Source organism: Brevibacterium sp. RIT 803 (genome assembly GCF_016892625.1).
Taxonomy (GTDB): Bacteria; Actinomycetota; Actinomycetes; order Actinomycetales; family Brevibacteriaceae; genus Brevibacterium.
The window spans coordinates 43,948-68,807 of the sequence record NZ_JAFEMW010000003.1; the positions used below are offsets into that span (position 1 = coordinate 43,948).

The 24,860-nt window shown below is 63.5% G+C and carries 27 protein-coding genes; 16 read left to right on the forward strand and 11 right to left on the reverse strand.

Annotation, left to right across the window (positions count from 1 at the left end):
* Positions 1-25: 25 nt before the first annotated feature.
* A complete protein-coding gene (locus JTF07_RS10615) occupies positions 26-1,306 on the forward strand; it encodes an MFS transporter (RefSeq protein WP_252199741.1) in 1,281 nt (426 codons plus the stop codon).
* Between the two features lie 2 nt (positions 1,307-1,308).
* Here JTF07_RS10615 and JTF07_RS10620 read toward each other — a convergent pair whose 3' ends face one another.
* From JTF07_RS10620 to JTF07_RS10645, 6 genes are all read right to left on the reverse strand, one after another.
* Entirely contained in the window at positions 1,309-2,151 is an 843-nt protein-coding gene (locus JTF07_RS10620; RefSeq protein ID WP_204234251.1) for an urea carboxylase-associated family protein, read from the reverse strand.
* Positions 2,130-3,665 (reverse strand): tripartite tricarboxylate transporter permease, encoded by a 1,536-nt coding sequence (locus JTF07_RS10625; protein WP_204234252.1) that lies wholly within the window; start codon positions 3,663-3,665, stop codon positions 2,130-2,132. The genes JTF07_RS10620 and JTF07_RS10625 overlap by 22 nt, the downstream gene beginning before the upstream one ends.
* Entirely contained in the window at positions 3,662-4,210 is a 549-nt protein-coding gene (locus JTF07_RS10630; protein WP_204234253.1) for a tripartite tricarboxylate transporter TctB family protein, read from the reverse strand. The genes JTF07_RS10625 and JTF07_RS10630 overlap by 4 nt, the downstream gene beginning before the upstream one ends.
* Positions 4,207-5,259, reverse strand: a complete 1,053-nt coding sequence (locus JTF07_RS10635) for a Bug family tripartite tricarboxylate transporter substrate binding protein (RefSeq protein WP_204234254.1) — start codon at positions 5,257-5,259, stop codon at positions 4,207-4,209. Before JTF07_RS10635 ends, JTF07_RS10630 begins: the two co-directional genes overlap by 4 nt.
* Before the next feature lie 185 nt (positions 5,260-5,444).
* A complete protein-coding gene (locus JTF07_RS10640; protein WP_143923594.1) occupies positions 5,445-6,731 on the reverse strand; it encodes an adenylosuccinate synthase in 1,287 nt (428 codons plus the stop codon).
* An 85-nt stretch (positions 6,732-6,816) separates the two neighbouring features.
* Positions 6,817-7,332: a DinB family protein gene (locus JTF07_RS10645; RefSeq protein ID WP_204234255.1), complete on the reverse strand. Its 516-nt coding sequence runs from the start codon at positions 7,330-7,332 to the stop codon at positions 6,817-6,819.
* Positions 7,333-7,530: 198 nt separating this feature from the next.
* Between JTF07_RS10645 and JTF07_RS10650 the strand changes: the two genes are divergently transcribed.
* Positions 7,531-8,802 carry an aminotransferase-like domain-containing protein gene (locus JTF07_RS10650; RefSeq protein ID WP_204234256.1) on the forward strand — a complete coding sequence of 424 codons (1,272 nt, stop codon included), beginning with the start codon at positions 7,531-7,533 and terminating at the stop codon, positions 8,800-8,802.
* Here the strand turns inward: JTF07_RS10650 and JTF07_RS10655 are convergent.
* A complete protein-coding gene (locus JTF07_RS10655) occupies positions 8,796-9,503 on the reverse strand; it encodes a TetR/AcrR family transcriptional regulator (protein ID WP_204234257.1) in 708 nt (235 codons plus the stop codon). The two genes, JTF07_RS10650 and JTF07_RS10655, sit on opposite strands and share 7 nt — an antisense overlap.
* 63 nt (positions 9,504-9,566) lie before the next feature.
* Here JTF07_RS10655 and JTF07_RS10660 point away from each other — a divergent pair, with 63 nt between their 5' ends.
* The 4 genes from JTF07_RS10660 (at position 9,567) to crcB (ending at position 11,707) form a co-directional block, all read left to right on the forward strand.
* Complete coding sequence (locus tag JTF07_RS10660) at positions 9,567-10,322, forward strand: SDR family oxidoreductase (protein ID WP_204234258.1); 756 nt, start codon at positions 9,567-9,569, stop codon at positions 10,320-10,322.
* Between the two features lie 56 nt (positions 10,323-10,378).
* Positions 10,379-10,708, forward strand: coding sequence for a nuclear transport factor 2 family protein (locus tag JTF07_RS10665; RefSeq protein WP_204234259.1), 330 nt, complete (start codon positions 10,379-10,381; stop codon positions 10,706-10,708).
* 187 nt (positions 10,709-10,895) lie between these two features.
* Positions 10,896-11,333 carry a fluoride efflux transporter FluC gene (locus JTF07_RS10670; RefSeq protein ID WP_204234260.1) on the forward strand — a complete coding sequence of 146 codons (438 nt, stop codon included), beginning with the start codon at positions 10,896-10,898 and terminating at the stop codon, positions 11,331-11,333.
* The gene (gene crcB / locus JTF07_RS10675) at positions 11,330-11,707 is read left to right on the forward strand and encodes a fluoride efflux transporter CrcB (protein WP_204234261.1); all 378 of its coding nucleotides are present in this window, start codon (positions 11,330-11,332) and stop codon (positions 11,705-11,707) included. Before JTF07_RS10670 ends, crcB begins: the two co-directional genes overlap by 4 nt.
* Positions 11,708-11,770: 63 nt before the next feature.
* Here the strand turns inward: crcB and JTF07_RS10680 are convergent, their stop codons facing one another.
* The gene (locus JTF07_RS10680; RefSeq protein WP_204234262.1) at positions 11,771-12,847 is read right to left on the reverse strand and encodes an NADH:flavin oxidoreductase/NADH oxidase; all 1,077 of its coding nucleotides are present in this window, start codon (positions 12,845-12,847) and stop codon (positions 11,771-11,773) included.
* A gap of 174 nt (positions 12,848-13,021) precedes the next feature.
* Between JTF07_RS10680 and JTF07_RS10685 the strand changes: the two genes are divergently transcribed.
* From JTF07_RS10685 to JTF07_RS10710, 6 genes are all read left to right on the forward strand, one after another.
* Positions 13,022-13,357, forward strand: coding sequence for an ArsR/SmtB family transcription factor (locus JTF07_RS10685; protein ID WP_204234263.1), 336 nt, complete (start codon positions 13,022-13,024; stop codon positions 13,355-13,357).
* A 223-nt stretch (positions 13,358-13,580) separates the two neighbouring features.
* Entirely contained in the window at positions 13,581-13,853 is a 273-nt protein-coding gene (locus JTF07_RS10690) for a GlsB/YeaQ/YmgE family stress response membrane protein (protein ID WP_204234264.1), read from the forward strand.
* Positions 13,854-14,017: 164 nt separating this feature from the next.
* Complete coding sequence (locus tag JTF07_RS10695; protein ID WP_204234265.1) at positions 14,018-14,683, forward strand: TetR/AcrR family transcriptional regulator; 666 nt, start codon at positions 14,018-14,020, stop codon at positions 14,681-14,683.
* A gap of 48 nt (positions 14,684-14,731) precedes the next feature.
* Positions 14,732-15,793, forward strand: a complete 1,062-nt coding sequence (locus tag JTF07_RS10700; protein ID WP_204234266.1) for an acyl-CoA dehydrogenase family protein — start codon at positions 14,732-14,734, stop codon at positions 15,791-15,793.
* Positions 15,790-17,196 (forward strand): PIG-L family deacetylase, encoded by a 1,407-nt coding sequence (locus tag JTF07_RS10705; RefSeq protein ID WP_204234267.1) that lies wholly within the window; start codon positions 15,790-15,792, stop codon positions 17,194-17,196. Before JTF07_RS10700 ends, JTF07_RS10705 begins: the two co-directional genes overlap by 4 nt.
* Entirely contained in the window at positions 17,189-17,899 is a 711-nt protein-coding gene (locus JTF07_RS10710; RefSeq protein WP_204234268.1) for a glycosyltransferase family 2 protein, read from the forward strand. Before JTF07_RS10705 ends, JTF07_RS10710 begins: the two co-directional genes overlap by 8 nt.
* Positions 17,900-17,963: 64 nt before the next feature.
* On the opposite strand, the gene JTF07_RS10715 is transcribed toward JTF07_RS10710, so the two are convergent.
* Genes JTF07_RS10715 through JTF07_RS10725 form a run of 3 tightly spaced genes read right to left on the reverse strand, consistent with a single transcriptional unit; the run spans position 17,964 to position 20,462 of the window.
* Positions 17,964-18,425: a DUF3151 domain-containing protein gene (locus tag JTF07_RS10715; RefSeq protein WP_204234269.1), complete on the reverse strand. Its 462-nt coding sequence runs from the start codon at positions 18,423-18,425 to the stop codon at positions 17,964-17,966.
* A gap of 34 nt (positions 18,426-18,459) precedes the next feature.
* Complete coding sequence (locus JTF07_RS10720; RefSeq protein ID WP_204234270.1) at positions 18,460-19,386, reverse strand: hypothetical protein; 927 nt, start codon at positions 19,384-19,386, stop codon at positions 18,460-18,462.
* Positions 19,383-20,462: a glycosyltransferase family 2 protein gene (locus JTF07_RS10725; protein WP_204234271.1), complete on the reverse strand. Its 1,080-nt coding sequence runs from the start codon at positions 20,460-20,462 to the stop codon at positions 19,383-19,385. The genes JTF07_RS10720 and JTF07_RS10725 overlap by 4 nt, the downstream gene beginning before the upstream one ends.
* Positions 20,463-20,649: 187 nt before the next feature.
* On the opposite strand from JTF07_RS10725, the gene JTF07_RS10730 reads away from it, so the two are divergent.
* The 4 genes from JTF07_RS10730 to JTF07_RS10745 are packed head-to-tail and all read left to right on the forward strand — an operon-like array spanning position 20,650 to position 24,860.
* On the forward strand, positions 20,650-22,242 hold the full coding sequence (locus tag JTF07_RS10730) for a sodium:solute symporter family protein (RefSeq protein ID WP_204234272.1): 1,593 nt from the start codon (positions 20,650-20,652) through the stop codon (positions 22,240-22,242).
* Complete coding sequence (locus tag JTF07_RS10735) at positions 22,235-23,152, forward strand: dihydrodipicolinate synthase family protein (RefSeq protein WP_204234273.1); 918 nt, start codon at positions 22,235-22,237, stop codon at positions 23,150-23,152. Before JTF07_RS10730 ends, JTF07_RS10735 begins: the two co-directional genes overlap by 8 nt.
* On the forward strand, positions 23,149-24,171 hold the full coding sequence (locus JTF07_RS10740; protein ID WP_353843935.1) for an ROK family protein: 1,023 nt from the start codon (positions 23,149-23,151) through the stop codon (positions 24,169-24,171). Before JTF07_RS10735 ends, JTF07_RS10740 begins: the two co-directional genes overlap by 4 nt.
* Positions 24,171-24,860 carry an N-acetylmannosamine-6-phosphate 2-epimerase gene (locus JTF07_RS10745; RefSeq protein WP_204234274.1) on the forward strand — a complete coding sequence of 230 codons (690 nt, stop codon included), beginning with the start codon at positions 24,171-24,173 and terminating at the stop codon, positions 24,858-24,860. The genes JTF07_RS10740 and JTF07_RS10745 overlap by 1 nt, the downstream gene beginning before the upstream one ends.

Here is a 24,860-nt window from a genome sequence, read left to right on the forward strand (position 1 = left end):
TGAGAATGTCGTATAGCCTCCAAGAATGGTTCCAAAAGTTTCGAACATCATGGAGGAGGCTACTGTTTCCGCGGTTCAGCCGCCTCCCACCTTTGCTTGGTGGTCGCGCGAGCGTTGGCGTCTGCGCATGGTCCTGATCGCCACCTCGGCGATGATGGCCGGAGCCAGCGCCCCGTCGCCGTTCTACCCCGTCATCCAGGCCGATTTCGGCTTTGCTCCGGTGATGATCACGGTGGTGTTCGCCGCTTACGCCGTGGCATTGCTGGCGGCACTGCTCACTGCAGGCGCACTCTCCGATCACATCGGGCGCCGCCCCGTCATCTGCGCGGCATTCGTCGTGCTCGCCATCAGCATGTTCCTGTTCTGGCATGCCGACAGCGCTGCGGCTCTGATCCTCTCCCGAGTCGTCCAAGGAATTGCCAGCGGAATTCTGCTGTCGACTCTCTCGGCGACGGTCGTCGACCTGGAACTGCCGCACAAGCCAGGCTCAGCCTCCTCGTGGAACGCAATTTCGGCGATGGCGGGCCTGGCCATCGGCGGATTGTTCGCCGGAGCAACTCTCGCCGTTCTCGTCGAGAGCAGCGGCGCCGCGGTGGTCTTCGGAACCCTCGTGTGCACATATCTGCTGCTGGCCGGCATCGTCTGGGTCCTGCCGGAGACCTCGGCCCGGCGCCGAGGAGCCTGGGCATCATTGCTGCCGCGCGCGGCTCTGCCCAGGGAAGTGCGCAAGGCGTTCCTGTTCGCTGTGCCGGCCTTCGTCGCCGGCTGGGCTACGGGAGGCTTGTACCTCTCCCTCGGCTCAAACATCATCACCACCGAGTTCCATACGAATTCCCACCTCGTCAGCGGACTCGTCGTCACGATGCTCGCCGGTTCCGGAGGACTGGCCGGGTTCTTCATGCGCAACCGATCCGCGCGCACCGTCACCCTCTACGGAACGATCTCGCTCGCCGTCGGCAGCACTCTCACCCTGGTGGCCCTGACTCTCACCTCGCCCGAACTGTACTGCCTCGCCGTCATCATCACCGGAACCGGCTTCGGCACGGCCTTCCCTGGTGCGCTGAAGACCATCCAGGCAGCTGTGAAGCCGGAGGCCAACGCCGAGGTGATGGCCGCAGTCTTCGTTGTCTGCTATCTGGCATTCGGCCTTCCGGTCGTCATCGCCGGGATCCTCGTCCCTGCCATCGGACTCTTCGCAACCGCATGCTGGTACGGCGGTTTCGTGGCATTCCTTGCTCTCTGCGCGGCACTCCTGCGCTGGTTCAGCGGCGGACGCCTGCACTCGGCCGGCACCCAGAGCGCTTAAGTTCACCCCCAGGGCTGGGGCTTCAGCCCGTGCCCGCCCCGATAATTCGGTGAGCTCGGTTCCTTCCAGTCGCCGAGGAGGTATTCCGGCAACGCATAGACGGTGACCTTGAGTGGGTGACAGTTCTCGACAGGGTCCTCGTTGTCCTCGCCGAACATCGGCTTCGACAGGTCTCCCCCGGGACAGGTCGAGAGTGCCGCCAACAGATCCTGCTCCGCGAAGAATTCGAAATGGTCACCCGGCTGGGCAGGACAGGTCTTCATGAAGTATTCGTCGTTGTCATTCAGGCCCGTGCACTGGAAGACGTTGAGGACATCGTGGACGTCGAACTCTGTGAGACCGAACGGCAGAATCGCCCGAACCAGGTTGGAATGACAGTGATAGTCGAAGTCGACGCCGTTGAGCATCGTGGAGACATAGGGATCACAGCGGGTGCCGAGAGTGTCGTGGAGGCGACCGCCCTCGAGATCTGTGCCGTAGTCGGCCAAGGTGTCGCAGACGATCGTGGCCATGGGGCGCAGGAACGGCAGTGTCGACCACAGCCGGTCGAACGTCGAGACGTGCGCCGCCTGCAGCTGACGGGTCCGCGAGGCCCAGAACCTCTCCCGCGGATCGTGCCGATTCCACAGATTGAGGTCCCCGACCTGCGGCCCCTCAACGGTGGAGATCCGACAGACATGGCCGGCGGGTACTTCCCAAGCCTGCCCCGAACGGATCGGGATGGTGAATTCCTCGACGACTTCGCGCCGTTCGGTCTGCTCACCGATGGGCCGATACAAGTCACGATCGGCTTCGAGGGATGGGCCCTGATAAGCGGCCTCGGTCAGTCGCGGTTGCTGCGACATTCGGTGTCCTTCCTTTGGTCGTTGTCCTCCTGCTTACCCAGCATCTGCTTCCACGGCAATGCTGTCAGCAGGGAGAGGACCGCGATGGCCAGAAACACCATCACGATCGGCTGCGAGATGACTGCCCCGAAGTCTCCACCAGTCAGGCCCAGGGCCTGCTGCAGGTTGCGTTCGAGCATCTCTCCCAGGACCAGTCCGATGACCAGCAGCGCCGGTGACATTCCGACCAGGCGCATCACGTAGCCCAGAATGCCGAAGCCCAGCGCAATATAGACATCGGTTGCCGAGTTGTGGATGCTGTAGCACGAGATGAGAGCCAGCATGAGGATCACCGGTGCCATATAGGGCATGGGAATCGCGAGGATTTTGGACAGGAGCGGTGAAGCAGCAATGTTGATGATCACGCCGAGGATGGCGCTGATCAGAAGCGCGCCGATGATCGTCCAGCCTAAGACGGGGTTGGCGTCGAAAAACCCCGGTCCGGGGTTGAGCCCGTACATCATCAGATACGCCAGCAGCACCGCGGTCGTTCCTGACCCGGGGATGCCCAGAGTCAGCAGCGGAACCATGGACCCGGACACAGCAGCGTTGTTCGCCGCTTCAGGTGCGACGAGTCCTCGCACTGCTCCCTTGCCCATTCCCGCGGAGGCGGGCGCCAGCCGCTTCTCCAGACCGTAGGAGAAGAATGCCGCGATCGTCGTCCCCGCTCCGGGAAGAACTCCTGAGACGAATCCGATGACCGAGCCGCGCAGGCTCGGCAGAGTTCCCTGTCTGAGTTCGCCCTTGGTCGGGAAGAAGCGGCCACTGAGGCGAGACAGACCCTGACCGGTATGGCCCATCATTGTGCTGGCAAGGATCTCACCGACTCCGAAGACTCCGATGATCGCTACGATCGGTTCGACGCCTTCCAACAGCGTGAACGTGCCGAATGTGAATCGCGGCAGCCCCGTTTGGAGTTCGATGCCGACCGTGGAGATCGCGACACCGATGACCACAGCGGTCAGACCGAGCATCGGAGCATTTCCCACCAGCGTGGCGCTGAGAACGAGAGCCATGACGACCACGGCGAAGTAGGCGGCCGGGCCGAATGCCAACCCCAGCTCGGACATCGGCCCTGCGATGAATGCCAGCCCCAGAAACGCGAGAATGCTGCCCACGAACGAGGCGAGGGCTGAGATCGTCAGGGCTGAGGCGGCTCTGCCCTTGAGAGCCATCGGGTGCCCATCAAGCGTGGTCATGATCGCGCCGGGGTCGCCGGGGATGTTGAGCAGGATCGCCGAGATCCGGCCACCGTATTCGGCGCCGAGATACAACGACACCATCAGCGGCAGAGACAGTTCGGCAGGCATGGTGATCGCCACGGGCAGAAGCAGAGCAATCGCTGTCGAGGGTCCGACCCCGGGAAGAAGACCGGCGACGGTCCCCAGGAGCACGCCGAGGAGGATGACGAGAAGCAGGATCGGCGACGTGGTGATCGACCCCAGCGCGCCCAGCAGTTCGGTCCAGGAGTTCATAGGTTCAGTCCTCCGAAGAGCAGGTACTCGATCCAGCCGACAGGCAGGAGTACGTTCAACCACACGTCGAAGACGAGGAAGAGCACCAGGCCGATGACCAGGCCCACGACCAGCAGCCACGCCGCGCGCTTGAGAGACAGCCTGACCCCGAAGACGAATGTGGAGGTCAGGACCGAGAAGATGGCAGCCGCCTCGGCGAATCCGATGAGGAAGATCGACGCAGCGAAGAGCGCGAAGAGCACGATGCAGATGGCGACTCTCAGCAGCTCCGTCTTCGATACCGCCTGCACCTCGACGCGTCCGCGAAGCAGCGTGAGCACGCCGAGTGCGGTGGTGCAGGTCAGGACGATGGCGACGACGACCGGGAAGGCTCTGGGCCCGATCCCTTCGTCGGTCTCCGTGTCCGGCAGCAGCAGAGCGTTGACCAGATAGAAGACGGCGATGGCGCCGAGGACTGCCACGGCGATACCCGTCGACAGCGCGGTGCTCTCTGTCTTCGACCCCGCTTCGTGCGGCGTCTCGGCCAGTGTCGGTTCAGATGTCATTTCGCCAATCCCACCTTGTCGAGCACTTCTGTCGATTCCTTCTTCTCAGGCAGAATGACCGAATCCAACCATTCGTCACCCGGCATATATGCGGGGTCGATGCCCAAGGCATCTGCTTGGTCCTTGAACTCGTCCGACTCGACGCTGCGCTTGAGGGAGGCCTGCCACCACCGAACGGCTTCGTCTGACATTCCGGCGGGACCGAAGACGCCGCGCCAGTGGTTGATCGTGATGTCCATATCGAGGTCGTGCCAGGTCGGTGCGCCCTTGGCCGGGCCGTCGGTGAGAGTCTTCGGCGCTGAAACGGCGATGATCTCGACGTCGCCGGATTCGACGAGCTCCATCGCTTCTGAAAGTCCTGTCGAGGCAACGTCAACGCGACCACCCAGAAGTTCGTTGTTGAGGTCGCCTCCGTCGGAGAACGCAATCAGCTTCAACGACGCCAGGTCGTCGATGCCGTATTCACTGGCCGGTCGGAGCACATTGAGCTGGTCATCGCTGGGAACGGTGCCGATGCCGAACTTCACGGACTTGGGATCGTCCTTGATGCTGTCGAGGACCTTCTCAGGTGAGTCGAACTCCGAGTCGGACCTGGACAACCAGACTTCATAGTCGGTGGTCAGCTGGGCGATCGGGGTGAAGTCGTCAAGTGACATGTCGGTGGTCCCGGTGATGTGGGACAGAAAGACACGATTGGATTCGAAGACCACACTGGTTCCGTCATTCTCACGCTGGAGGACGGCCGCACGGGCAGGGTTGCCGCCGCCTCCGCCCATATTCTCGATCGTCATCAGGCTGTCGACGCCGGCGGCTTCGAGTCCGTCCTTCGTCATCCGTGCAGCCAGGTCGAGTCCGCCCCCTGGCGATCCGGCGGCAATGGCAGTGACCTGTGGTGGCGGAAAGCCCTCGTTGCGATCGATGTCGGGCATACAGGCAGACGTCGACATGAGGGTCATCAGCGCGACTGCGGCGGCCAGGGGCTTTCGCAACGGACGTTTCGGTGCCAAAGAAGATGATGTTCGCATCGGCGCGAACAGCGTAGTGAACATAGCGTTCGACGCTAGCAGTCAACAAGGTGGAATCTCAATGAAGCTTGCGAATATGAGATGAGTCGCCTGTATCGGCGACGGCCAGTGCCGGAATTCGGGAGTCAGAGTCTGAGATGACTTCGGCGGTGACCTTCGCCAAGAAGATCACCGCCGATGAGACACAGCCATTGCTGTGCGTCAGACGCTCAGTCCAGCAGGTCGTGCCGCACGATCGACTGTTCGCGGTCGGGACCGACGCCGATGACCGACATCCGACAGCCAGAACGCTCTTCGAGTGCGAGCACGTACTTCTGCGCGTTCTCGGGCAGGTCCGCGAAGGTGCGAGCCCCAGTGATGTCCTCTGCCCAGCCCTCGAAGTATTCGAAGATGGGCTTGGCGTGGTGGAACTCGGTCTGCGACATCGGCATCTCGTCCTGGCGGACTCCGTCGACCTCGTAGGCCACGCACACGGGGATGGACTCGATGCCGGTGAGCACGTCGAGCTTGGTGAGCACATAGTCGGTGAACCCGTTGACGCGTGCAGCGTAGCGGGCGATGACGGCGTCGTACCACCCGCAGCGACGCGGGCGTCCGGTATTGACTCCGAACTCACCGCCGGCCTTCTGCAGGTACTCCCCCATATCATCGAAGAGCTCGGTGGGGAATGGCCCGGCCCCCACTCGCGTGGTGTAGGCCTTGACGATTCCGACGACGCGATTGATGCGTGTGGGTCCGATGCCCGAGCCGACGCAGGATCCGCCGGCGGTCGGGTTCGAGGAGGTCACGAAGGGGTAGGTGCCGTGGTCGACGTCGAGCATCGTGGCCTGGCCGCCTTCCATGACAATGACCTCGTCACGATCGAGGGCGTCGTTGAGCAGCTGCTCGGTCTCAGCAACGTAGGGGCGCAGTCGTTCGACGAAGGGCAGGAAGTAGTCGACGATCTCTTCGACGTCCACGGCTCGGCGGTTGTAGACCTTGACGAGGAGTTCGTTCTTCTGCCGCAGCGACCCTTCGATCTTCTGGCGCAGGATCGACTCGTCGAAGATGTCCTGGACGCGGATGCCGAGGCGTCCGATCTTGTCCATGTAGGCCGGTCCGATGCCACGTCCGGTGGTGCCGATGGCGCGCTTGCCCAGGAACCGTTCGGTCACCTTGTCCAAGGTCTGGTGGTAGGGCGCGACAAGGTGGGCGTTGGCCGATATCCGCAGCTTCGAGGTGTCTGCACCGCGGGATTCCAGGGCTTCGATCTCTTCGAAGAGGGCTTCGAGGTTGACCACGACGCCGTTGCCGATGACCGGTGTGACGTTGGGCGAGAGGATGCCTGCCGGCAGAAGCTTGAGTTCGTACTTCTCACCGCCGACGACAACCGTGTGGCCTGCGTTGTTCCCACCGTTGGGCTTGACCACGTAGTCGACGCTGGTGCCGAGGATATCGGTCGTTTTACCTTTACCTTCGTCGCCCCATTGAGCGCCGACGACAACGATTGCTGGCATGAGAGTTCTTCACCTCAAAGTGAAAGCGGGGATGTCATTACCGCATTAGTCTACTGGGTCACTATGACACGACGGCGAGCAGGCTCTACATCCGGGTGCTCGAGATCTGAGCCCGCTGCGCGAGGACCTGCTCTCGCAGGATCTCCGCATGGCCGCAATGCTGGGCCAGCTCACGCAGCATGTGAAGGTAGATCCAGCGCAACGGCATCGGCCCCGACCGGTGCCCGGTGAGCACCGTGTCCAGAGTCATCCCCTCCACCGCGTGATGCGAGCGCTCGACAGCCTGCCAATACGCCTCAGTGACGCTTGCCACCGTGTCCTCATCAGCAAGGATGAACGAGTCTCCGGAGTCACTCGGCAGCCCGTATTCGGTTCGGTACCGCCCGGTCACGACCTCCCCGAACCACACGGTCTCGACGAAGATCGCGTGCTTGGCCAAGGACAGCAGAGTCGTCCGGCTGGGCACCAGAGAACGGCGCGCCTCGTCCTCGCTCATCCCCTCCAGACAGACCAGGAGCTTGCCCCGGTATTCGTCGACGAGTGCGGGCAGCTGTTCATCGATGGGCGCAGTCCTGATGTCACGCTCTTTTGAGTCGGCCATGACCACCAGCATAGGCCTCACCCTCGCCGAGGTGGCCCGCCGTTGGCCTGCCGACTCACCCACCCAGCCGCGCCTCTTGCCCCGCCGAGCTCGTCGTACTTATGCTGAGACCACCAGTAGTTCCGTCGTTCGGGCAAATTGCTCCTGAACATCGCCGGTGACGTCGACGTCAGGCATGCAGCCCCGTTGGAGGTCGTCATGTCAATCGCGAGCCCGTCAGCTTCATCCTCAGCGTCAGCGCGCCCCACCCTTCCCTTCGCCAGCCGGGCCGACAGCCTCGTCGGCTCTGTCATCGATTCCTCCGTGGCGATGCTCGCTGCCTACGACCACGACATCGTCAAGTTCGGTATGGGCTCGCCTGCCCCCGATATGCTGCCGGCCGAGGACTTCGCTCGGATCGCGAACACCGTCTTCACTCCGGAGAGTTTCACCTACGGGGAGACGCAGGGCGAGCCTGTCCTCATCGACGCGCTGCTGAACTACCTGCAGGAGACCGGTCAGATCCCGGCCGAGCATTTCGGCAACCGTGAGCGCCTGGTCATCACCACCGGCGGCATGCAGGGAATCGATCTCGGCTTCAAGCTCTTCGTCAGCCCCGGCGACCTCGTCCTCTGTGAGGCCCCCACGTACACGAACGGCTCGGCCACAGCCCTGAGCTATGAAGCGGAGATCGCCGAGGTACCGGTCGACGATGAAGGAATGCAGGTGGACGCGCTCGACGACATCGTGGCCCGGGCCGGTCGCGCCCCCTCGGTGATCTATACGGTCCCGACGTTCCAGAACCCGGCCGGCGTGACGATGTCCCTGGCCCGCCGTGAGAAGCTCCTCGAATTCGCCCACCGCCACAATTCGGTCATCCTCGAGGACAATCCCTACGGCACTCTGCGCTTCTCCGGGGAGGACATCCCCTCCCTCAGCCAGCTCAGCCCCAATGATCCCCTGATCTTCGGTGTACGCACCTTCTCCAAATTCGTCGCCCCCGGCCTGCGCATCGGCTGGCTCGACATCGACCCGGACCTGCGCGGTCTGATCATCAACGCCAAGCAGACCATGGACTCGTGCACGAGCCTGCCCACCCAGCACATGGTCGCGAAGTGGCTCAATGACGGCAATGCCGAGACCCACGTCGCCCATCTGCGCAGCTCCTATGGCGAGCGCAAGACGGCGATGACGTCCGGTCTCGAACGGCTCTTCGGCGAGGAGATCCGGTCAACAGATCCCGATGGGGGCTTCTTCCTGTGGGTGACGTTCAATGACGAGACCATCAACACCGAGGACCTCATGCCCGTGGCTCTGGAGGAAGGCGTGGCCTACATTCCCGGAACCGCGTTCTCCCAGACCGGTGATTTCACGAACGCGCTGCGCCTGTGCTTCGCCTCGGCGGAACCGCAGCGCATCGAGGAAGGGCTGCAGCGACTGCACCGGGCCGTTGGCAAGTACTCGTCGGCTCGCTCACACGCCCGTCACTGACCCTGTTCTGACCACTCACCCTCGCCGAGGCGACTGATCCATTGGATGAGCAGCTGGGTCTCGGCTGCACCGAGGACCTCCGGATGCGCTGCCGCACGTTCGATCACCGAGTGCCCCAAGTGCTGCCCATCATCGCCGGCCTGCCCCGATCCGGTGATCGCGGCGATCACGCCTTCACGCACTCCTGCTGAGAGATCCGGATCGGCTCGGCCCTGGATGATCAGCCGCAGTGTCACTCCGATGTTCGTCGCCAGGATGTGGGCCGCGGCCTGCTCATAGCCAACCACCAGCCGGCCCTGCTCCTCGGCCCGTCGTGTCAGTGAACGGAGGATCTCGCTCGGCTTCGACTGCGCTTCCGGTGAGTACCCGGGCCTGACCTTGCCGTACATGAGCGTGTAGAAACCGGGGTTCTCCAGCCCGAAGGACACATGAGCATCCCAGCCCATCCGCAGGTCCTGGATCGGATCACCGCTGGATTCGGAGGCTGACTTGGCAGACAGATACATGTCGAAGCCACGTTCGATGACGGCCCCGATGAGCCCCTGCTTGTTGCCGAAGAAGTGATACAGAGTCGGCATCTTCACACCCACGGCATCACAGACCGCCCGCAGGGAGAAGTCCTCCCCGGGGGTTGCAGCAATGAGGTCCGCAGCCGCGTTGAGCAGGCGCGTCCGTGTATCAAGCGATGCCACCTCTGTCATGTCGCTATATTATCGTGTATTGTCGCTATAGTCAGATGTACCACCGATACAAGCGGAGATGCCATGACCGATCAATCACTCCAGGGCAAGCACATCCTCATCGCCGGCGGCGGAAAGAATCTGGGCGGGCTCATCGCCCAGCAGGCCGCCGAGGCGGGCGCCGATATAGCCATTCACTACAATTCCGAATCCTCCCGCAGTGAGGCCGAGGCCACTCTCGCCGCGGTCGAGTCGAGCGGGGCAAAGGGCGTGCTCCTGACCGGAGACCTCACCCGGCCTGCCAACGTCGAGAAGCTGTTCGCTGATGCCGCCTCGGCGCTGGGAACGATCGACATCGCAGTGAATACGACGGGCAAGGTGCTGCGCAAGCCGATCGCGGACACCACAGAAGACGAGTACGACTCGATGTTCGACATCAACTCCAAAGCCGCCTACTTCTTCATCAAGGAGGCGGGGAAGCACCTTGCCGACAACGGCAAGATCATCACCATCGTCACGGCGCTGCTTGCGGCATTCACGGACGGGTATTCGACCTACGCCGGCGGCAAGAGCCCGGTCGAGCACTTCACCAGGGCGGCTGCGAAGGAGTACGCTGAGCGTGGAATCTCGGTCACGGCGATTGCCCCGGGGCCGATGGACACTCCGTTCTTCTACGGTCAGGAAACACCCGAACGGGTGGAGTTCCACAAATCGCAGGGCATGGGCAATCAACTCACTCAGATCGAGGACATCGCTCCGATCGTGCGGTTCCTCGCCACCGAGGGCTGGTGGATCACCGGCCAGACGATCTTCGCCAACGGCGGATACACCACTCGCTGACCCACCGCGCACACAGCACACACAGCACATATCTCAAAGAAGCTAAGGAACACCAAATGTCAGATCTGCAGATTCCCGAGCCCGTCGCCGGCTTCATCGACGCCGTCAACGCCCACGACGACCAGGGCTTCCTCGACGCCTTCACCGCCGATGGCACCGTCGATGACTGGGGCAGAGAATTCACCGGCCGCGATGCCATCAAGGCCTGGAGCGACAAGGAATTCATCGGCGCGACCGGCACCCTCACGCCCGAAGAGGTCTCGAACGATGGTGATGAGGTCACCGTCATCGGCGACTGGCGCTCAACTCACGCGAACGGCCGATCCTCGTTCACCTTCGCCGTCGACGGCGCCAAGCTGAGCCGGATGACGATCCGCGAGGGCTGAATAACCTCATCCAACCAGGGGCCGTCGGATGTCAGTCATCCGGCGGCCTCTTCGCGTGCCCGTGTGGCAGAATTGCCGTGATGCACATCAGCGTCACGGCGGTGGGGCTCGCCGTACCCAACCTCGGTTCTCCGACAACAGTCCCTACCTCGACCGGCGTCAGCATGCCCAGAAGGTAGGAGTTCCCATGAGCAACGTCCCCAGCAATACCAGACCCGCCCATCTGCGCCTGCCCTATCTGGGATTGGCGCTCATCGGCGGCACATTCGGCACTGCTGCCCGCGAGGCCATCACACTTGCGCTCCCCTCCGCAGACGGCATTCCGTGGGCGATCTTCGCCGTCAACATCCTCGGCTCCTTCCTACTGGGGCTGCTTCTCGATGCCCTGGCCCGAATGGGTCCCGATGAGGGACGCAGGCGTCGGCTGCGGATCCTGGTCGGAACCGGGTTCATGGGTGGCTTCACCACCTACAGCGCGCTGGCTGCGGCCACAGCGAGCCTCCTCAGCGAGGGGGATGTCGGTGCCGGGATCACCTACGGCCTGGGCACAGTGCTCGTCGGCGGTCTGGCCACGTGGGCAGGCATCGCCGTGGCAACTGTCGCGCACAATCGAGGCGCGAAATGACGCCGCTGATCTTCATCGCGCTCGCCCTGGCCGGGGGCATCGGCGCCTCCGCGAGGATGCTGCTCGACGGGATCATCAGATCACGCGTGAGCAGCGCCTTCCCCTGGGCCACGATCGCCATCAACGTCAGCGGGTCACTGGCGCTGGGGCTGCTGACCGGGCTGGCCAGCGCCTCGATCCTGCCCGAGGAGTGGCAGCTTGTCGTCGGCACAGGCTTCCTCGGCGGGTACACGACATTTTCGACCGCCAGCTTCGAGACCATCCGCCTCATCCAGGAACGCCAGTGGGCTCTCAGCCTATTCAACGGCATCGGCACGCTGGTGGTGGCGACCGCAGCGGCAGGATTGGGACTGTGGATCGGCGGGCTGATGTGACGCTGGTGCGGGCGGAGTCAACTGCTCCACCCGCACCTATGCTCACAGTCTCAGACCGACAGCCTACTTATGCGCCCGCAGGTACTGTGTCGGCTTGTAGTCGATCTCGTGACGCAGTGCGGCTGCGGCGCGAATAGGGAAGTTGGGATCGCGCAGCGATTCGCGGCCAAGGAGAATGACGTCGGCCTGCTCGGTCGCCAGAATATGCTCGGCCTGGAACGGCTCGGTGATGAGTCCGACTGCAGCGGTGGGGATGTCGGCCTGCTTGCGGATTCCGGCAGCGAAGCTCGTCTGGTAGCCGGGGCCAACCGGGATCTTGGCCACGACGTTCGCACCAGTCGAAACGTCGACCAGATCAACCCCGTGGTCCTTCAACCACCCCGACAGCTGAGCCGTATCATCGAGAGTCAGCCCGCCTTCAGTCCAGTCCGTCGCGGATAGGCGTACGAGCACGGGAACGTCTTCGCCCACCTCGGCGCGGGTGGCGTCAACGACCTCGAGGAGGAAACGGGCCCTGTTCTCTGGGGTTCCGCCGTAAGAGTCGTTGCGGGTGTTGGACAGCGGGGAGAGAAACTCATGGAGCAGGTAGCCGTGCGCACCGTGAATTTCCACGAAGTCGAAACCGGCCTCCATCGACCTGCGAGCTGAGTCCGCGAAGGCAGTGACAGTCTCAGCGATCTCTGCTTCGGTGAGCTCACGTGGCGTGTTCAGTCCGGGGAAGGCCACTGCGGAGGGCGCGAGAGTCTCCCAGCCGCCTTCGCTCTCGGACAGGCTGCCTTCATTGCCGTATCCCAAGTCGGGGTAGGTCGAGGCCTTACGCCCTGCATGGGCCAGCTGGATTCCAGCCGCGGCTCCCTGCGAGTGCATGAAGTCGACGATCGGCACCAGAGCATCACGCTGTTCGTCGTTCCACATACCCAGGTCCCGCGGAGAGATCCGTCCTTCAGGAGTAACGCCTGCGGCTTCGACGATGATGGCGCCTGCGCCGCCCTTGGCCATCGATCCGTAGTGGACGAAATGCCATGGTGTGACAACGCCGTCAAGGTGGTCTGCCGAGTACTGGCACATCGGCGGCACCCATGCACGGTTGCGGAAAGTCACGCCACGCAGGGTGAGTGGTTCGAACAGCAGGTTGGACATAAGACCTCGTGATCATCGGTAGTGGGCTCGAGTCGTGGATGCTGGACTCGAGATGAAGTACGAAACTCCTCGTACTTCGACAGTTACCGTACTACGAATAAAGACGTACAATCAAAGGACAGTGAAACAATGTGACAGGAAGATCACCGAGATACTCAGACGAGGAGGCAGCACATGAGAACTCTCGACCACCCTGAACGGGATGAGATGCGACTCGACACCGTGCTCGCCGCGCTCGCCGACCCGATTCGCAGACACATCGCCTGCCGCCTGAACAGCACCGACGACGATCATGCCTGCGCGACATTCGAGCTGCCGGTATCGAAGTCGACGTCGACCTATCACTTCAGAACCCTGCGCGAGGCTGGTGTGATCCGCCAGGAGTACCAGGGCACGTCGATCATGAACTCGCTGCGCAAGGACGATCTCGACGCCCGCTTCCCCGGACTGCTCGATTCGGTCTTCACCGCCCAGAACATCGAAGGCGGAGCGGCAGTCATCTCAGCCTGAGGCACGGACCACACCCTCAGCTTCGGACTGCAGCCAGCCGAGGCACTCGCTGCTTCGCCTGCTGCAGACAGCACGCGCCAGGCACATCACCATTGACCACTGACCGCATTGCCCAGCACTCAACTCCTCTGATATGTTGCTTACACTGTAAACATTGATTACAGTGTAAACATCGAGAGGCCTCAGGCCTCGCGCTTCCCCGCACTATCAAAGGAAACTACCCATGGGCTTCATCGCTTACCTCGTCCTCGGCCTCATCGCCGGGGCTATCGCAAAGTTGATCCTGCCGGGACGTCAGGGCGGCGGCTGGATCGCCACCCTCATCCTGGGCGTCATCGGCGCACTCCTAGGCGGCTGGATCGGCAGTGCCGTGTTCGGCGCGGGAGTCAGCTCGTTCTTCGATATCTCCACCTGGCTGTGCGCCATCGGCGGTTCGCTGATCGTCCTCATCGTCTGGGGACTCATCACCGGCCGCAGTCGGGCCGCCAAGGCCTGAGGATCGATCCCTTCGATACCTGCACATCCCCAGTGCACTCTGCGCCCCGAGCTCACCTGAGCTCTGGGCGCAGAGTCGTCTCCGGTGACCACAGGACCGCTAGGATGAATGCGGACCGGGCCCGTTCACGGATGTCCGCCGATTCACCGATGTGAGGAGATTCCATGATTCGCCGGCGTCTGAGTCGCACCGAAGTCGTTCAAGCTGCAATCACCTTCATCGACGACAACGGAGTCCAAGCCCTGACCATGAGACGGCTGGGTGCCGCACTCGGTGTCGAGGCCATGGCCCTGTACCGACATGTTCCCGGGCGCGAAGAACTCATCTCTGCGGCCGTCGGTGAACTCATCGACGATCTCTTCAATGACGATCTGATGCAGGAGAGGCCTTCGTCCTGGGAGGGCTATTTTCAATACGTTGCGAATGCGATGCGCAAGCTCGCGCTGACCCATCCGAAGATGTTTCCCCTGATGATCACCCAACCGCCAGATGCCCCGTGGCTGCGCCCACCCTTGCGCAGCATCCGCTGGGTCGACTATTTCCTCACGTCACTGAAGGAGTATGGGTTCTCCGACGATCGTGCCGTCAGCGCCTACAAAGCCTTCACCAGCTTCCTCCTCGGCGACCTTCTGCTCCAAGTATCGGCCCTGGGCGTCAGTCCAGTTCCGATTGCGGAGAACAGCAGCGACGAGCAGGACAACGAGAACCTTGGTGACTATCCGACGGTGCAACGGCTGCAGAGCAAACTCGCTGAGAACCATTCCGCCCGAGAGTTCGACGACGGACTCGACGACCTCATCGAACGACTCCGCACCGCGATGGACTCCTAGCACCCTGCTCTCTTCCGTCCAGGCACCGATTATCCCGAAGGAAACGATATGAGCAGAGACTTCGCTAGTTCCGACTCAGGTGGCTTCTCCTCTCCACTGGCCCCCTGGTTCGAGCTCCCCCGAGCGTCCTCCCAGCGTGAGGCCCTGATTCAGCTGGTCACTGACGGCACAGCCCCACCGACGAAGATCACCTCACTGCAGAACCATTTGGACCTCACCGGTACCTCGTCCCAACTGCACCAGTGGGAGGCTCTGTCGATGGTCGCGTCGATCGATGTGGCCGTCGCCCGCATGCTCGAGCCCCATATCGATGCCCTCGGCATCATCGCCGAGGCGGGTCTCGAGCCACCCGGAGACCAGACCACATGGGGTGTCTATGCTGCGGAAGTCCCTGGAAAGGTCGTCACTGTCGCCGAGGCGGATGGCTGCACCGTCATCACCGGAGAGAAGGCGTGGTGTTCCTTGGCATCAGAGTTGAGTCATGCCATCGTCATCGCCCATCGCAATGGACACGGGCAGGCTGTGGCGGTGGGCATGGATGATCCGCGAGTCCATCCCGACCAAACCGCATGGCCGAGCCTTGGTCTCCGCGAGATCCCCAGCGGGTCTGTGACGTTTGCCCAGGCTCCCGCCGAGGCGGTCGGTCCGCCCGGCTGGTACCTCGACCGTCCGTCGTTCGCCTGGGGCGGGATCAGGGTCGCCGCCTGCTGGTTCGGTGGTGCCCTGGGCCTGGCGCAGAATGCGGCGCGCCGACATTTCGCGCGCCCCTCTCCCGCACCGATGGGCGATCTCTGCTTGGGACAGCTCGATGCGGAGATCTTCGCGACCCGTTCGGTGCTCGCTCACGCGGCCGAGGCCGCAGACGGTGACGAGGAATTCTCACGCGATGATGCCTGGTCGTTAGCTCTGCGGGTGCGCAACATCGTCTATCGCGGTGCCCAGCAGATTCAGCTTTTGAGCCGAGAGCTCGCAGGGCCTGCCGCACTCACCGGCGACAGAGCCTTCGCGAAGGCCGACGCGGACCTCACCGTCTACCTCAGCCAACACCACGGGCCCCGCGACGAGGCGTCCCTGGGCGAAGCGCTCGTGAGAGATTTCACAGCACAATGAGCTTCAGTCACCTAGATGAGAGCACCAGCGAAGAGGCGTGGGTTCAGGCCGGAGCCCTCGACCTTCCTCTCCTGACCGACGATGTCTGTGCTGAGGGTGGTTCCGTCCTGGTGCTCGCGGCCCACCCCGATGACGAAGCATTCGGCGCCGCCTCGCTGCTGTCTCACGCTCTGGCGTGCGACGCCGATGTGACGGTGCTTCTGTTCACAGCCGGGGAGAAGTCGCACCCTCATTCGACCACACACACCCGAATCCGCCTCAAACAAGTTCGCCTGCAGGAATTCGAAGCTGCGCTGAGCACGCTGGGCCCGTCAGTGACGAGCAGATTCCTCGAATTCGAGGATGGCAACCTGGCCGAGCACAGCGACCAGATACTGCAGGAAATTGTGTCGGAGCTCTCTGCAGCTCAGGGGCCAGTCTCCATCGTCGCCCCGTACAGCCGTGATGGGCACGCCGATCATGAGGCACTTGGTCAGGCCGCTCTGGCTGTGGGACGGCGAAGCAGGGCAATGGTTCTCGAATATCCCATCTGGTATTGGCACTGGGCTACACCCGAAGACTCACAGTGGCGATCGTGGCGCTTCCTCCCTGACCCTGAGGGCCTGGACAGGCAGGCGGTCTTCGAATGCTACCCCTCGCAGACTCTGCCCCTGTCCGACCAGACCGGCGATGAGGCGATCCTCAGTCGGGCACAGTTGGAGCACTTCAACCGAGGCGGCGACACTTTCAAGGTGACGGACTTCGGCGCCGACAAGTCGGAGACAGCTGCCGAGGCGGGTGTCAATGACGCGCACACAGCCTCACGGGTCTTCGACGGCGTCCACATTGATCGCAGTGATCCCTGGGCCGTGCGTGATTCCGCATACGAGATCTCCAAACGTGCGACTCTGCTCGCCCACCTTCCGCAGACCTCGTTTGCCCATACGCTGGAAATCGGCTGCTCCATCGGGGTCCTCAGCGAAGAACTCGCTGAGGTGAGTGAACGCGTGACCGCTGTCGATGCCAGCAGTCAGGCTCTGACCATCGCCGAGCGGCACCGCCTGGACAACTCCCGAGTCAGTTACATTCGCGCCACGGTTCCATTCGAGTGGCCCGAGGGGCTCTTCGACTGTGTTGTCCTGTCCGAGACGGGCTTCTACCTGTCTCGAACCCAGTTGCATCAGACTCTGCAGCGCATCAATGAGTCCACGACTCACAGTTTTGTGTTGGTGCTCTGCCATTGGAAGGGCGAGATCCGCGATTGGCCCTCGAATGCCGATGAGGTCCACGACAGCTGCCTGAGCTTCTGGCCTCAGCACAGGGTCGAGTTCCATGCTGATGCGAAGTATCGTCTCGACATCCTCACTGTGACGAAGCCCCCGAACGATTCTGCAGCAGCTGCCGGGGGCGACACCGATGATTGATGTCTTTGCGGTCATCGTCCCGGCGCACAATGAGGAAGATGAGATCGAAGGCTGCCTCGAATCGGTGATGGCCTCGATTGCGCACGCACGGCACACCTCCACAGTCGTGCACATCCGGGTGATCGTCGTGGCCGATGCGTGCACGGATAATACGCTCGACCTGGTCACGGACTTCGCGTCTCGGAATCCGATTGTCGAGGTGGTCACTGTCTCGTTCAACAATGTTGGCAACGCTCGCAATGCCGCCGCCGAGTACTTCATCGGACAAAGGGGCATTCACACCCAGCAGGCGCTTGATGCGATGTGGCTCGCGTTCACCGATGCCGACAGCCGCGTGCCCGAACATTGGATCGCCTCCCAGATCCGTAATGCCGAGCTCGGTGTCGACTGCATCGTGGGCACGGTTGCTCCGAGACCTGAGACCGGGTCGTCCGAGCTCCTTGCCAAATGGCATGACGCACATGAACTGGGCGAGGACCACCCGTTTGTCTTCGGGGCCAACCTTGGTGTCCGCGGAACCTACTTCGAACTCGTCGACGGAATTCCGCCCCTGCCATGCGGTGAGGACGCGGCCTTGGTGGCTGCGGTTCTCGAGGCCGGCGGCCGGGTGCTGCGCACCGACACCTGCCGGGTCCTCACCTCAGCTAGGTTGGAAGGACGAGCCGCAGGCGGCTTCAGCACCTACCTGCAGGAGCTGGCGTGAACTGGCTCCCAAGACAGCATGGAGCCGACCTCCCGCGATAAAGAGTTCTTCTTCTGAGGAGCCGCTACTCCCCCGCCGCAATCGCGTCGATGGCAGCTGGGTCTGACGAGCGCAGGAACTCTTCGATCCGCGCCGCTTCTTCACCTTCGCCGATCGCGCCGGCAGCACGACCCAGGGCGTTGAGCGCGCGCAGGAAACCGCGATTGATCTCATGCTTCCACGGGATCGGACCGGCTCCGCGCCATCCGGCGGCACGCAGCGAATCGAGGCCCCGGTGGTAGCCGACGCGAGCATAGGCGTAGGCGTCCACGAGGCGGCCCTCGCTGTGTGCTTCATCGGCCAGGATCGCCCAGGCCAGGGATGAGGCGGGCAGGCTGGCAACGATGTCGATGGGCTCTTCGCCGGCGTCGAGGCGTTTCTTGGCTTCAACGTCCGCGTGGTCATCGGGCAGGTAGGTCGGCTGGGGGCCGAGCTGCGCGGCGTCGAGGTTCCCGATGTGCGATGGGTTGCCGATGGGCTGTGTCATGTCATCTCCTGATCATTGATCTGGTGCAGGGTTGTCAGTTGGACTTCACTTCTGAGGGCTGGATGGAATACGGGTTGGTGCTCAGGGCTCCATAGATCCCAGCGTCGGCAAGTTCCTTGAGCTGCTTCTCGTCCTTGACTCCGGTGGCCCAGACCTTGAGATCCGACCCGGTCCATTGTGCCGCCGTCGCCGCGTCCACGGCAATCATGGTGTATCCCGAAGAGGACAAGGACTCCGTTGCGGATGCCGTCGGATCACCGGTGAACATCACGGCAACCTCGGCGTCGGATGCGGCCTTTGCGACCTCGGCATCATCGGTGCGCACGATGGTCGAATCGGCGATGTCCGCCTCGGCGATCTTCTGCAGCACTGGGGTCGCCACCTCGGGTGATTCGACCAGGGGCATGAGCACGGTGGCTCCAGCCATCTCATCGACCATCTGGTCCCAGGTGATGGGCTCACCGGGTGCGGTGTTCTTGCGCGGAGGCGTGATGTCCTGGCCGAGGAATGAATCGCGATCCAGCGAGGCCAGGTCCTCCTTGAGCTCCATCGCCTTGGGCGCGGACTTCGGATCCGCGGCGACGATGGTGCCATCGCCCAGTTCCGACAGGGTCGGTGCGGGCAGGTAACCGAACTTCGCATTCTCGGTGAAGGCGAATGCGGAATTCGCCGGGTAGACCTCGGAACCGCCGTCGAGGGCGGCGACCGCGGGCTTGTTGAGCGAGTCCACGGTCAGGTGGTCCTTGCTGCTGAACATGTTGAACCCGAGGACGGCGACGACCGCGATGACGACGATGATGCCAGCCCACAGCGGTGCGTTGAACTTCTTCGGTGCCGGACGCTCGGGCACCGGAGCGCGTCCGGTCTCGAACGGCTCGTCGGCAGGCTGTAAGCTGCCTGCTTGTGCGCGAGTGTTCTGCTCGCGTTCACTGCGACCGTAGCGACGATTCTTCTTGCTCAACGACTGCCGTCTTTCGTCGATCCAGCGCCGGTGACCAGGCCCCGCAGGAATCCGGCACCCCAGCACAGGTGCATGGTGGGCAGGATGAGACCGAACCAGGCGCGTTCGCGTCGCCCGCAGTCCTGAGCCGCCGAGGCAGTCGCGAGGATTGCCGACACGTACCCCAGGCTGGGCACATGAACCAGAGAGGTGAAGCGGCGCAGGAATTTCGGCCATGTCTTCGTGCGCCCCGTGAGCTGCAGGAGGGCTTCGATGACGCTGGCGGCCATCCCGAGGACCAGTATCGGCGGCGCAAAGTAGCGCAGCGAGTTGGCCGACCCGTAGCGACGGATGAGTTCAGCGCGCCAGATGCCGGTGGCCCAGAACTGCTGGGAGATCTTCGACCAGGAATCCCGCGGCCAATAGGTGACTTCCATATTCGGGTTGAACCAGATGCGCCCGCCTGCGGTGCGGATGCGCAGGTTGAGTTCCCAGTCCTGTCCGCGTTTGATGCCTTCGTCGAACCCGCCGAGGTGGTCGAAGACCTCACGACGGTAGACACCGAGGTAGGCCGACTCGGCCTCGCCCGCTTCGTCTCCGGAATGGTAGGCAGGACCGCCGAGGCCGACGGGTGACATGTAGGCCCGGGCCACTGCCTTCTGGAAGGAGGTGCGTCCGCGGGCGAGCATGAGTCCCCCGCAGTTCGCGGCCTGCGTCTGGCGCAGGGTGTCGATGGCCTGCTCGGTGTAGTCGGTGCGCAGCCCGGAGTGTGCGTCCACGCGGATGATGACCGGATGATGAGTCGCGGCGATGGCCAGGTTGAGGCCGATCGGCGTAGCCGCCTGGGGATTGTCAACGGTCTGGATCCTCGGATCGTTGGCCGCCATGTCCGCGATGATGCGGTTCGTGTCATCGGTCGAGGGCCCGAGGGCGAGGACGATTTCCTTGTCTCCCTCGTAGTCTTGGGCCAGGATCGTGGTGATCGCTTTGGCGATGTGCTCGGCCTCATTGAGGACCGGCATGATGAAGGAGACACCGGGGCGTTCGGCCAGTGGCGGCAGACCCTCCGGCGTCAGGATCTCAAGAGTTTTCGACACGCCTCCAATCTTCCCACACGCCCACCGTCTCGGTCTTGAGGGGTTGCTCAGGAGCGGCGGTGAGCATCAAGGCTTGTGCGCCTGCCTACATTCAGCGTAGATTGGCAACATAGGACATCAGACGTCTTATGTATCAATCGGGATCTGCATCGACGCGTTCCCGTTCGGACTCACGTGAGGAGGGAGCATGGACGCTCCGGGACTCGGCGGCCTGAACTGGGCCGTGATCATCATCTATCTGCTGGCAACGCTGGGAATCGGGGTCTGGTTCACCCGCAAGGCGAGCGCCGGAACCGACTCCTTCTTCAAAGCCAACGGCCGCATCCCGGCCTGGGCGGCAGGCTTCAGCATCTATGCGACGACGTTGTCTGCCATCACCTACATGTCCACACCTGAGCAGGCCTTCCTCACCGACTGGTCCTACGCGGCCGGCAATGTCGCCATCTTCGCGATCGTGCCGCTCCTCGTCCTGTTCTACATCCCCTTCTTCCGCAAACTCGACGTCACCACCGCCTACGAGTACCTCGAGGAACGCTTCGGCCCCACCATCCGTGTTCTCGGATCGGTCCTCTTCGTGCTCTTCCACATCGGACGTGTGGCCATCGTCGTCTATCTGCCGACACTGGCCATCAGCTCGGTGACCAGTATCAGCCCTGTGCTCGTTGCCGCCGCGGTCGGCGTCCTCTCCGTCGTCTACACCTTCCTCGGCGGTATCGAAGGCGTCATCTGGTCCGACGTGGTCCAAGGGATCATTCTCCTCGTCGGCGCAGCCGTGATTCTCATCTTCGGTATCGCCGCCCTCGATGGGGGTCTGGCCACAGTGGCCGCTGACGCGGCAGCAGACGACAAGTTCATCTCGGCCGACAATTGGAAGTTCGGCGGAGCAGCGGCTGCCATCCCGATCGTCTTCCTCGGTTCCGTGTTCAACAACCTCCACCAGTACACCGCCAGCCAGGACGTGGTGCAGCGCTATCAGACGACCGACTCTCCCAAGAGCACGATCCGGTCCCTGATCGTCAACGGGTTCCTCGCGCTGCTGACCATTCCTCTGTTCTACGGAATCGGCACCGTCCTCTACAGCTACTACCAGCACGCCGAGGCTCTGCCTTCCGGATTCAACACCTCGGCACTGGTGCCCTACTTCGCCGTCACCGCACTGCCGGCAGGCATCTCAGGTCTGCTCATCGCCGCGATCTTCGCGGCCGCACAGTCGACGATCTCGTCGAGCCTGAATTCGATCTCCGCCTGCGTCACCGTCGACATCAGGGATCGGTTCTTCCCGCCCAAGAACGGCCCGGCACGAACAGGCGTCGGCTTCTCCCGACTGGTCATTGTCATCGTCGGAGCGATCTCGGTCGGGGTCGCCCTCTACCTGTCCGCGACCGATCAGGCCCAGACCTGGGACCTCTTCCTGTCCATCACCGGACTCTTCGGGGTTCCCCTCGCCGGTGTCTTCGCTCTCGGCATCTTCACCACACGAGCCAACAGCGCCGGAGTGCTCAGCGGACTGGTACTCGGTGCCGCCGTCGCCTGGTACGTCCAGGACGTCGCGGGTCTGACACCTTTCGCAGTCTCGGCCGTGGCCTTCGTCGGCGCCGTCGTCTTCGGCTACATCATCTCCCTGTTCACCGGGTCGCAGAACCGTCGCGCCGTCCACGACGTGACGGCCCTGACGATCTACGGCAAACGTGACCAGTACACACGTCGCATCCCAACCTCCCCGACGACAACCTCGGCGGGGGACAGCAACAGCATCAAGCAAGGACAGACCAATGAGTGAATTCCACGGCATCATCCCCCCACTGCTGACTCCACGCACCGAAAGCGGAGAGCTGGACCGCGAGAGCACTTCGGCCCTCGTCGATCATCTCGTTGACGGCGGGGTCCACAACATCTTCGTTCTCGGCTCCTCCGGTGAGGTGCCCTACCTCACCGCGAGCGAACGCGACCAGGTGCTCGAAACCGCGCTCGAAGCTGCCGACGGTCGGGTCCCGATTCTGGTCGGCATCAGCGAGCAGACGACCGGTCGCGTACTCGACGAGGCCAAGCGACTGCTCTCGATCGGCGGAGACGCCGCCGTGGTCACCACCCCCTTCTACGCCCTCTCCGATGCCGCCGAGATCGAGCAGCACTTCCGCACGGTCGCCGAACGCCTCGACGTTCCGGTCTTCGCCTACGACGTCCCCGTGCGCACCCACTCCAAACTGCCCCATGACGTCACCGTGCGCCTCGCCCGCGAGGACGTGCTGGCCGGAGTCAAGGATTCTTCGGCCGATGACGTGTCCTTCCGTCGCCTGCTCATCGAGACCAAGGATCTGCCCGACTTCGCGGTCTTCACCGGCCACGAGGTGGTCGCCGACGGTGCGCTCCTCGGCGGCGCCGCCGGCATCGTCCCAGGTCTGGGCAATGTTGACCCAGCCGGATACGTTCGCCTCTTCGACGCCGCCCGAGCCGGTGATTGGAACGCAGTCGCAGCCGAACAGGACCGCTTGGCCCGACTGTTCCAGATCACAGCTGCGCCCACCCCTGGACGCGTCTCCCCCGGCGCCGCCGGCCTCGGCGCATTCAAAACGGCCCTGGCGCTTATGGGCGTCATCGCCTCCAACCGCATGGCCGAACCGATGCTCGCACTCGATGCAGAGGAGACCAACCGCGTCAGGGAGGTCATCTCCGCCGAGGGGCTTCTGTGACCTCAGCTGCCATCGTCGCCGTCGATGTCGGAGGCACGAAGATCCGTGCCGGTTCCGTCATCGACGGGGTCTTGGACCACCTCCGGGAGGTGCCGACGCCCGCAGCCGCTGGTGCCCACGCCATCCTCGACTCCATCGCCGAGGTGGTTCGCGGGGTCATCCGTGACACCGAGGTATCGTCTGTGAGTGGTCCCGCCCCCGCCTGGAAGGTGGGCATCGGGTCCGCCGGAGTCATCGATCCCGAATCGGGAACCGTCGTCTCGGCCACGGACTCCCTGACTGGTTGGGCCGGGACCGCGTTGACGTCCGAGGTCACGGAGCGTCTTAGGGTCGAGACTCGAGCCGTCAACGATGTCCATGCTCATGCGCTCGGGGAGGCACTGTCCGGTGCCGCCCGCGGAACCCGAAGCTCGCTGCTCGTGGCCGCCGGAACGGGCATCGGTGGCGGATTCATCACGGACAACCGACTGCTCACCGGCCGCCATTGCGCGGCGGGCCACATCGGTCACGTTCCGGTCGCCGCCGCGCAGGGCCTGTCCTGCCCCTGCGGGGGCCGGGGGCACCTTGAAGCGATCGCCTCCGGGCCGGCTGTGCTCTCGGCTTACCGTCGAGCAGTCGCCGAACGAGGCCCGAGTGGGTCACGGGTGACCACGACGCGTAAGTTGGCCGAACTCGCCCGTTCCGGGGACGCACCGGCTCAACGTGCGTTCGAGCAGGCTGGCCGAGCCCTGGGCACTGCCCTGGGCGGTGTGGCCAATGTGCTGTCCCCCGAGGTCATCGTCATCGGCGGCGGCCTTTCGGGAGCCGGTGAACTGTGGTGGACCCCGCTGCGCGAGGCGTTTGCGGCCGAACTCATTCCCGCCGTTCGCGGGCTGCCCCTTCGCCCGGCACAATTGGGACAGGATGCTGCTCTCATCGGCGCGGCGAGCCTGTGGTCGACCGGCCGCGGACCCGGCAGAGACACCCATAGTAGGGACACCCACGGAACCACGATGACCAGCAGCGAGGAGCCTCAGTGATGTTGACCAAGCAGGAGATCGTCGATTCCCTCCGCGGAGGTCTCATCGTCTCGGCCCAGGCCTACCCGGGTGAGCCCATGCGTGATCCTCGAACGATGGCTCAGGTCGCGGCTTCCGCTGTGCGCGGCGGTGCGGCTGCCGTGCGCATCCAAGGCATCAGTGACATCCAGGCCACCCGGTCCGCCGTGGAGACTCCGATCATCGGGCTGTGGAAGGACGGTTCCTCCGACGTCGTCATCACGCCGACCTTCCAGCACGCGCACGCCGTGGCTCTGGCCGGCGCTCAGGTGGTCGCCCTCGATGGCACTCGCCGAGCACGCCCGGACGGACTGAACCTTGCCCAGACCATCACACGCCTGCATGAGGAGACGAACGCTCTGGTCATGGCCGATTGCGGCAGTCTCGAGGATGCACGTGCCGCGGCCGCCGCCGGTGCTGACTTCATCGGCACCACTCTGGCCGGGTACTCGGGTGAGCGCCCGCCGACGACCGGTCCTGATCTTGAGCTTGTGCGTGAGATCTGTGAGGCAGATCTGGGACCGATGCTTGTCGCCGAGGGCCGCATCCATTCCCCGGCTGATGCTGCGGCGACCTTGGCCGCCGGTGCCCAAGCCGTGGTCGTGGGCACAGCGATCACGCACCCGACGACGATCACGTCCTGGTTCGTCGACGCCTGCCAGGATCGCTGA

Bases quoted from the DNA above. Each gene is read 5' to 3' on its own strand.
- JTF07_RS10615 (WP_252199741.1), top strand. From the start codon at position 26: ATGGTTCCAAAAGTTTCGAACATCATGGAGGAGGCTACTGTTTCCGCG.
- JTF07_RS10620 (WP_204234251.1), bottom strand. From the start codon at position 2,151: ATGTCGCAGCAACCGCGACTGACCGAGGCCGCTTATCAGGGCCCATCC.
- JTF07_RS10625 (WP_204234252.1), bottom strand. From the start codon at position 3,665: ATGAACTCCTGGACCGAACTGCTGGGCGCGCTGGGGTCGATCACCACG.
- JTF07_RS10630 (WP_204234253.1), bottom strand. From the start codon at position 4,210: ATGACATCTGAACCGACACTGGCCGAGACGCCGCACGAAGCGGGGTCG.
- JTF07_RS10635 (WP_204234254.1), bottom strand. From the start codon at position 5,259: ATGTTCACTACGCTGTTCGCGCCGATGCGAACATCATCTTCTTTGGCA.
- JTF07_RS10640 (WP_143923594.1), bottom strand. From the start codon at position 6,731: ATGCCAGCAATCGTTGTCGTCGGCGCTCAATGGGGCGACGAAGGTAAA.
- JTF07_RS10645 (WP_204234255.1), bottom strand. From the start codon at position 7,332: ATGGCCGACTCAAAAGAGCGTGACATCAGGACTGCGCCCATCGATGAA.
- JTF07_RS10650 (WP_204234256.1), top strand. From the start codon at position 7,531: ATGTCAATCGCGAGCCCGTCAGCTTCATCCTCAGCGTCAGCGCGCCCC.
- JTF07_RS10655 (WP_204234257.1), bottom strand. From the start codon at position 9,503: ATGACAGAGGTGGCATCGCTTGATACACGGACGCGCCTGCTCAACGCG.
- JTF07_RS10660 (WP_204234258.1), top strand. From the start codon at position 9,567: ATGACCGATCAATCACTCCAGGGCAAGCACATCCTCATCGCCGGCGGC.
- JTF07_RS10665 (WP_204234259.1), top strand. From the start codon at position 10,379: ATGTCAGATCTGCAGATTCCCGAGCCCGTCGCCGGCTTCATCGACGCC.
- JTF07_RS10670 (WP_204234260.1), top strand. From the start codon at position 10,896: ATGAGCAACGTCCCCAGCAATACCAGACCCGCCCATCTGCGCCTGCCC.
- crcB (WP_204234261.1), top strand. From the start codon at position 11,330: ATGACGCCGCTGATCTTCATCGCGCTCGCCCTGGCCGGGGGCATCGGC.
- JTF07_RS10680 (WP_204234262.1), bottom strand. From the start codon at position 12,847: ATGTCCAACCTGCTGTTCGAACCACTCACCCTGCGTGGCGTGACTTTC.
- JTF07_RS10685 (WP_204234263.1), top strand. From the start codon at position 13,022: ATGAGAACTCTCGACCACCCTGAACGGGATGAGATGCGACTCGACACC.
- JTF07_RS10690 (WP_204234264.1), top strand. From the start codon at position 13,581: ATGGGCTTCATCGCTTACCTCGTCCTCGGCCTCATCGCCGGGGCTATC.
- JTF07_RS10695 (WP_204234265.1), top strand. From the start codon at position 14,018: ATGATTCGCCGGCGTCTGAGTCGCACCGAAGTCGTTCAAGCTGCAATC.
- JTF07_RS10700 (WP_204234266.1), top strand. From the start codon at position 14,732: ATGAGCAGAGACTTCGCTAGTTCCGACTCAGGTGGCTTCTCCTCTCCA.
- JTF07_RS10705 (WP_204234267.1), top strand. From the start codon at position 15,790: ATGAGCTTCAGTCACCTAGATGAGAGCACCAGCGAAGAGGCGTGGGTT.
- JTF07_RS10710 (WP_204234268.1), top strand. From the start codon at position 17,189: ATGATTGATGTCTTTGCGGTCATCGTCCCGGCGCACAATGAGGAAGAT.
- JTF07_RS10715 (WP_204234269.1), bottom strand. From the start codon at position 18,425: ATGACACAGCCCATCGGCAACCCATCGCACATCGGGAACCTCGACGCC.
- JTF07_RS10730 (WP_204234272.1), top strand. From the start codon at position 20,650: ATGGACGCTCCGGGACTCGGCGGCCTGAACTGGGCCGTGATCATCATC.
- JTF07_RS10735 (WP_204234273.1), top strand. From the start codon at position 22,235: ATGAGTGAATTCCACGGCATCATCCCCCCACTGCTGACTCCACGCACC.
- JTF07_RS10745 (WP_204234274.1), top strand. From the start codon at position 24,171: ATGTTGACCAAGCAGGAGATCGTCGATTCCCTCCGCGGAGGTCTCATC.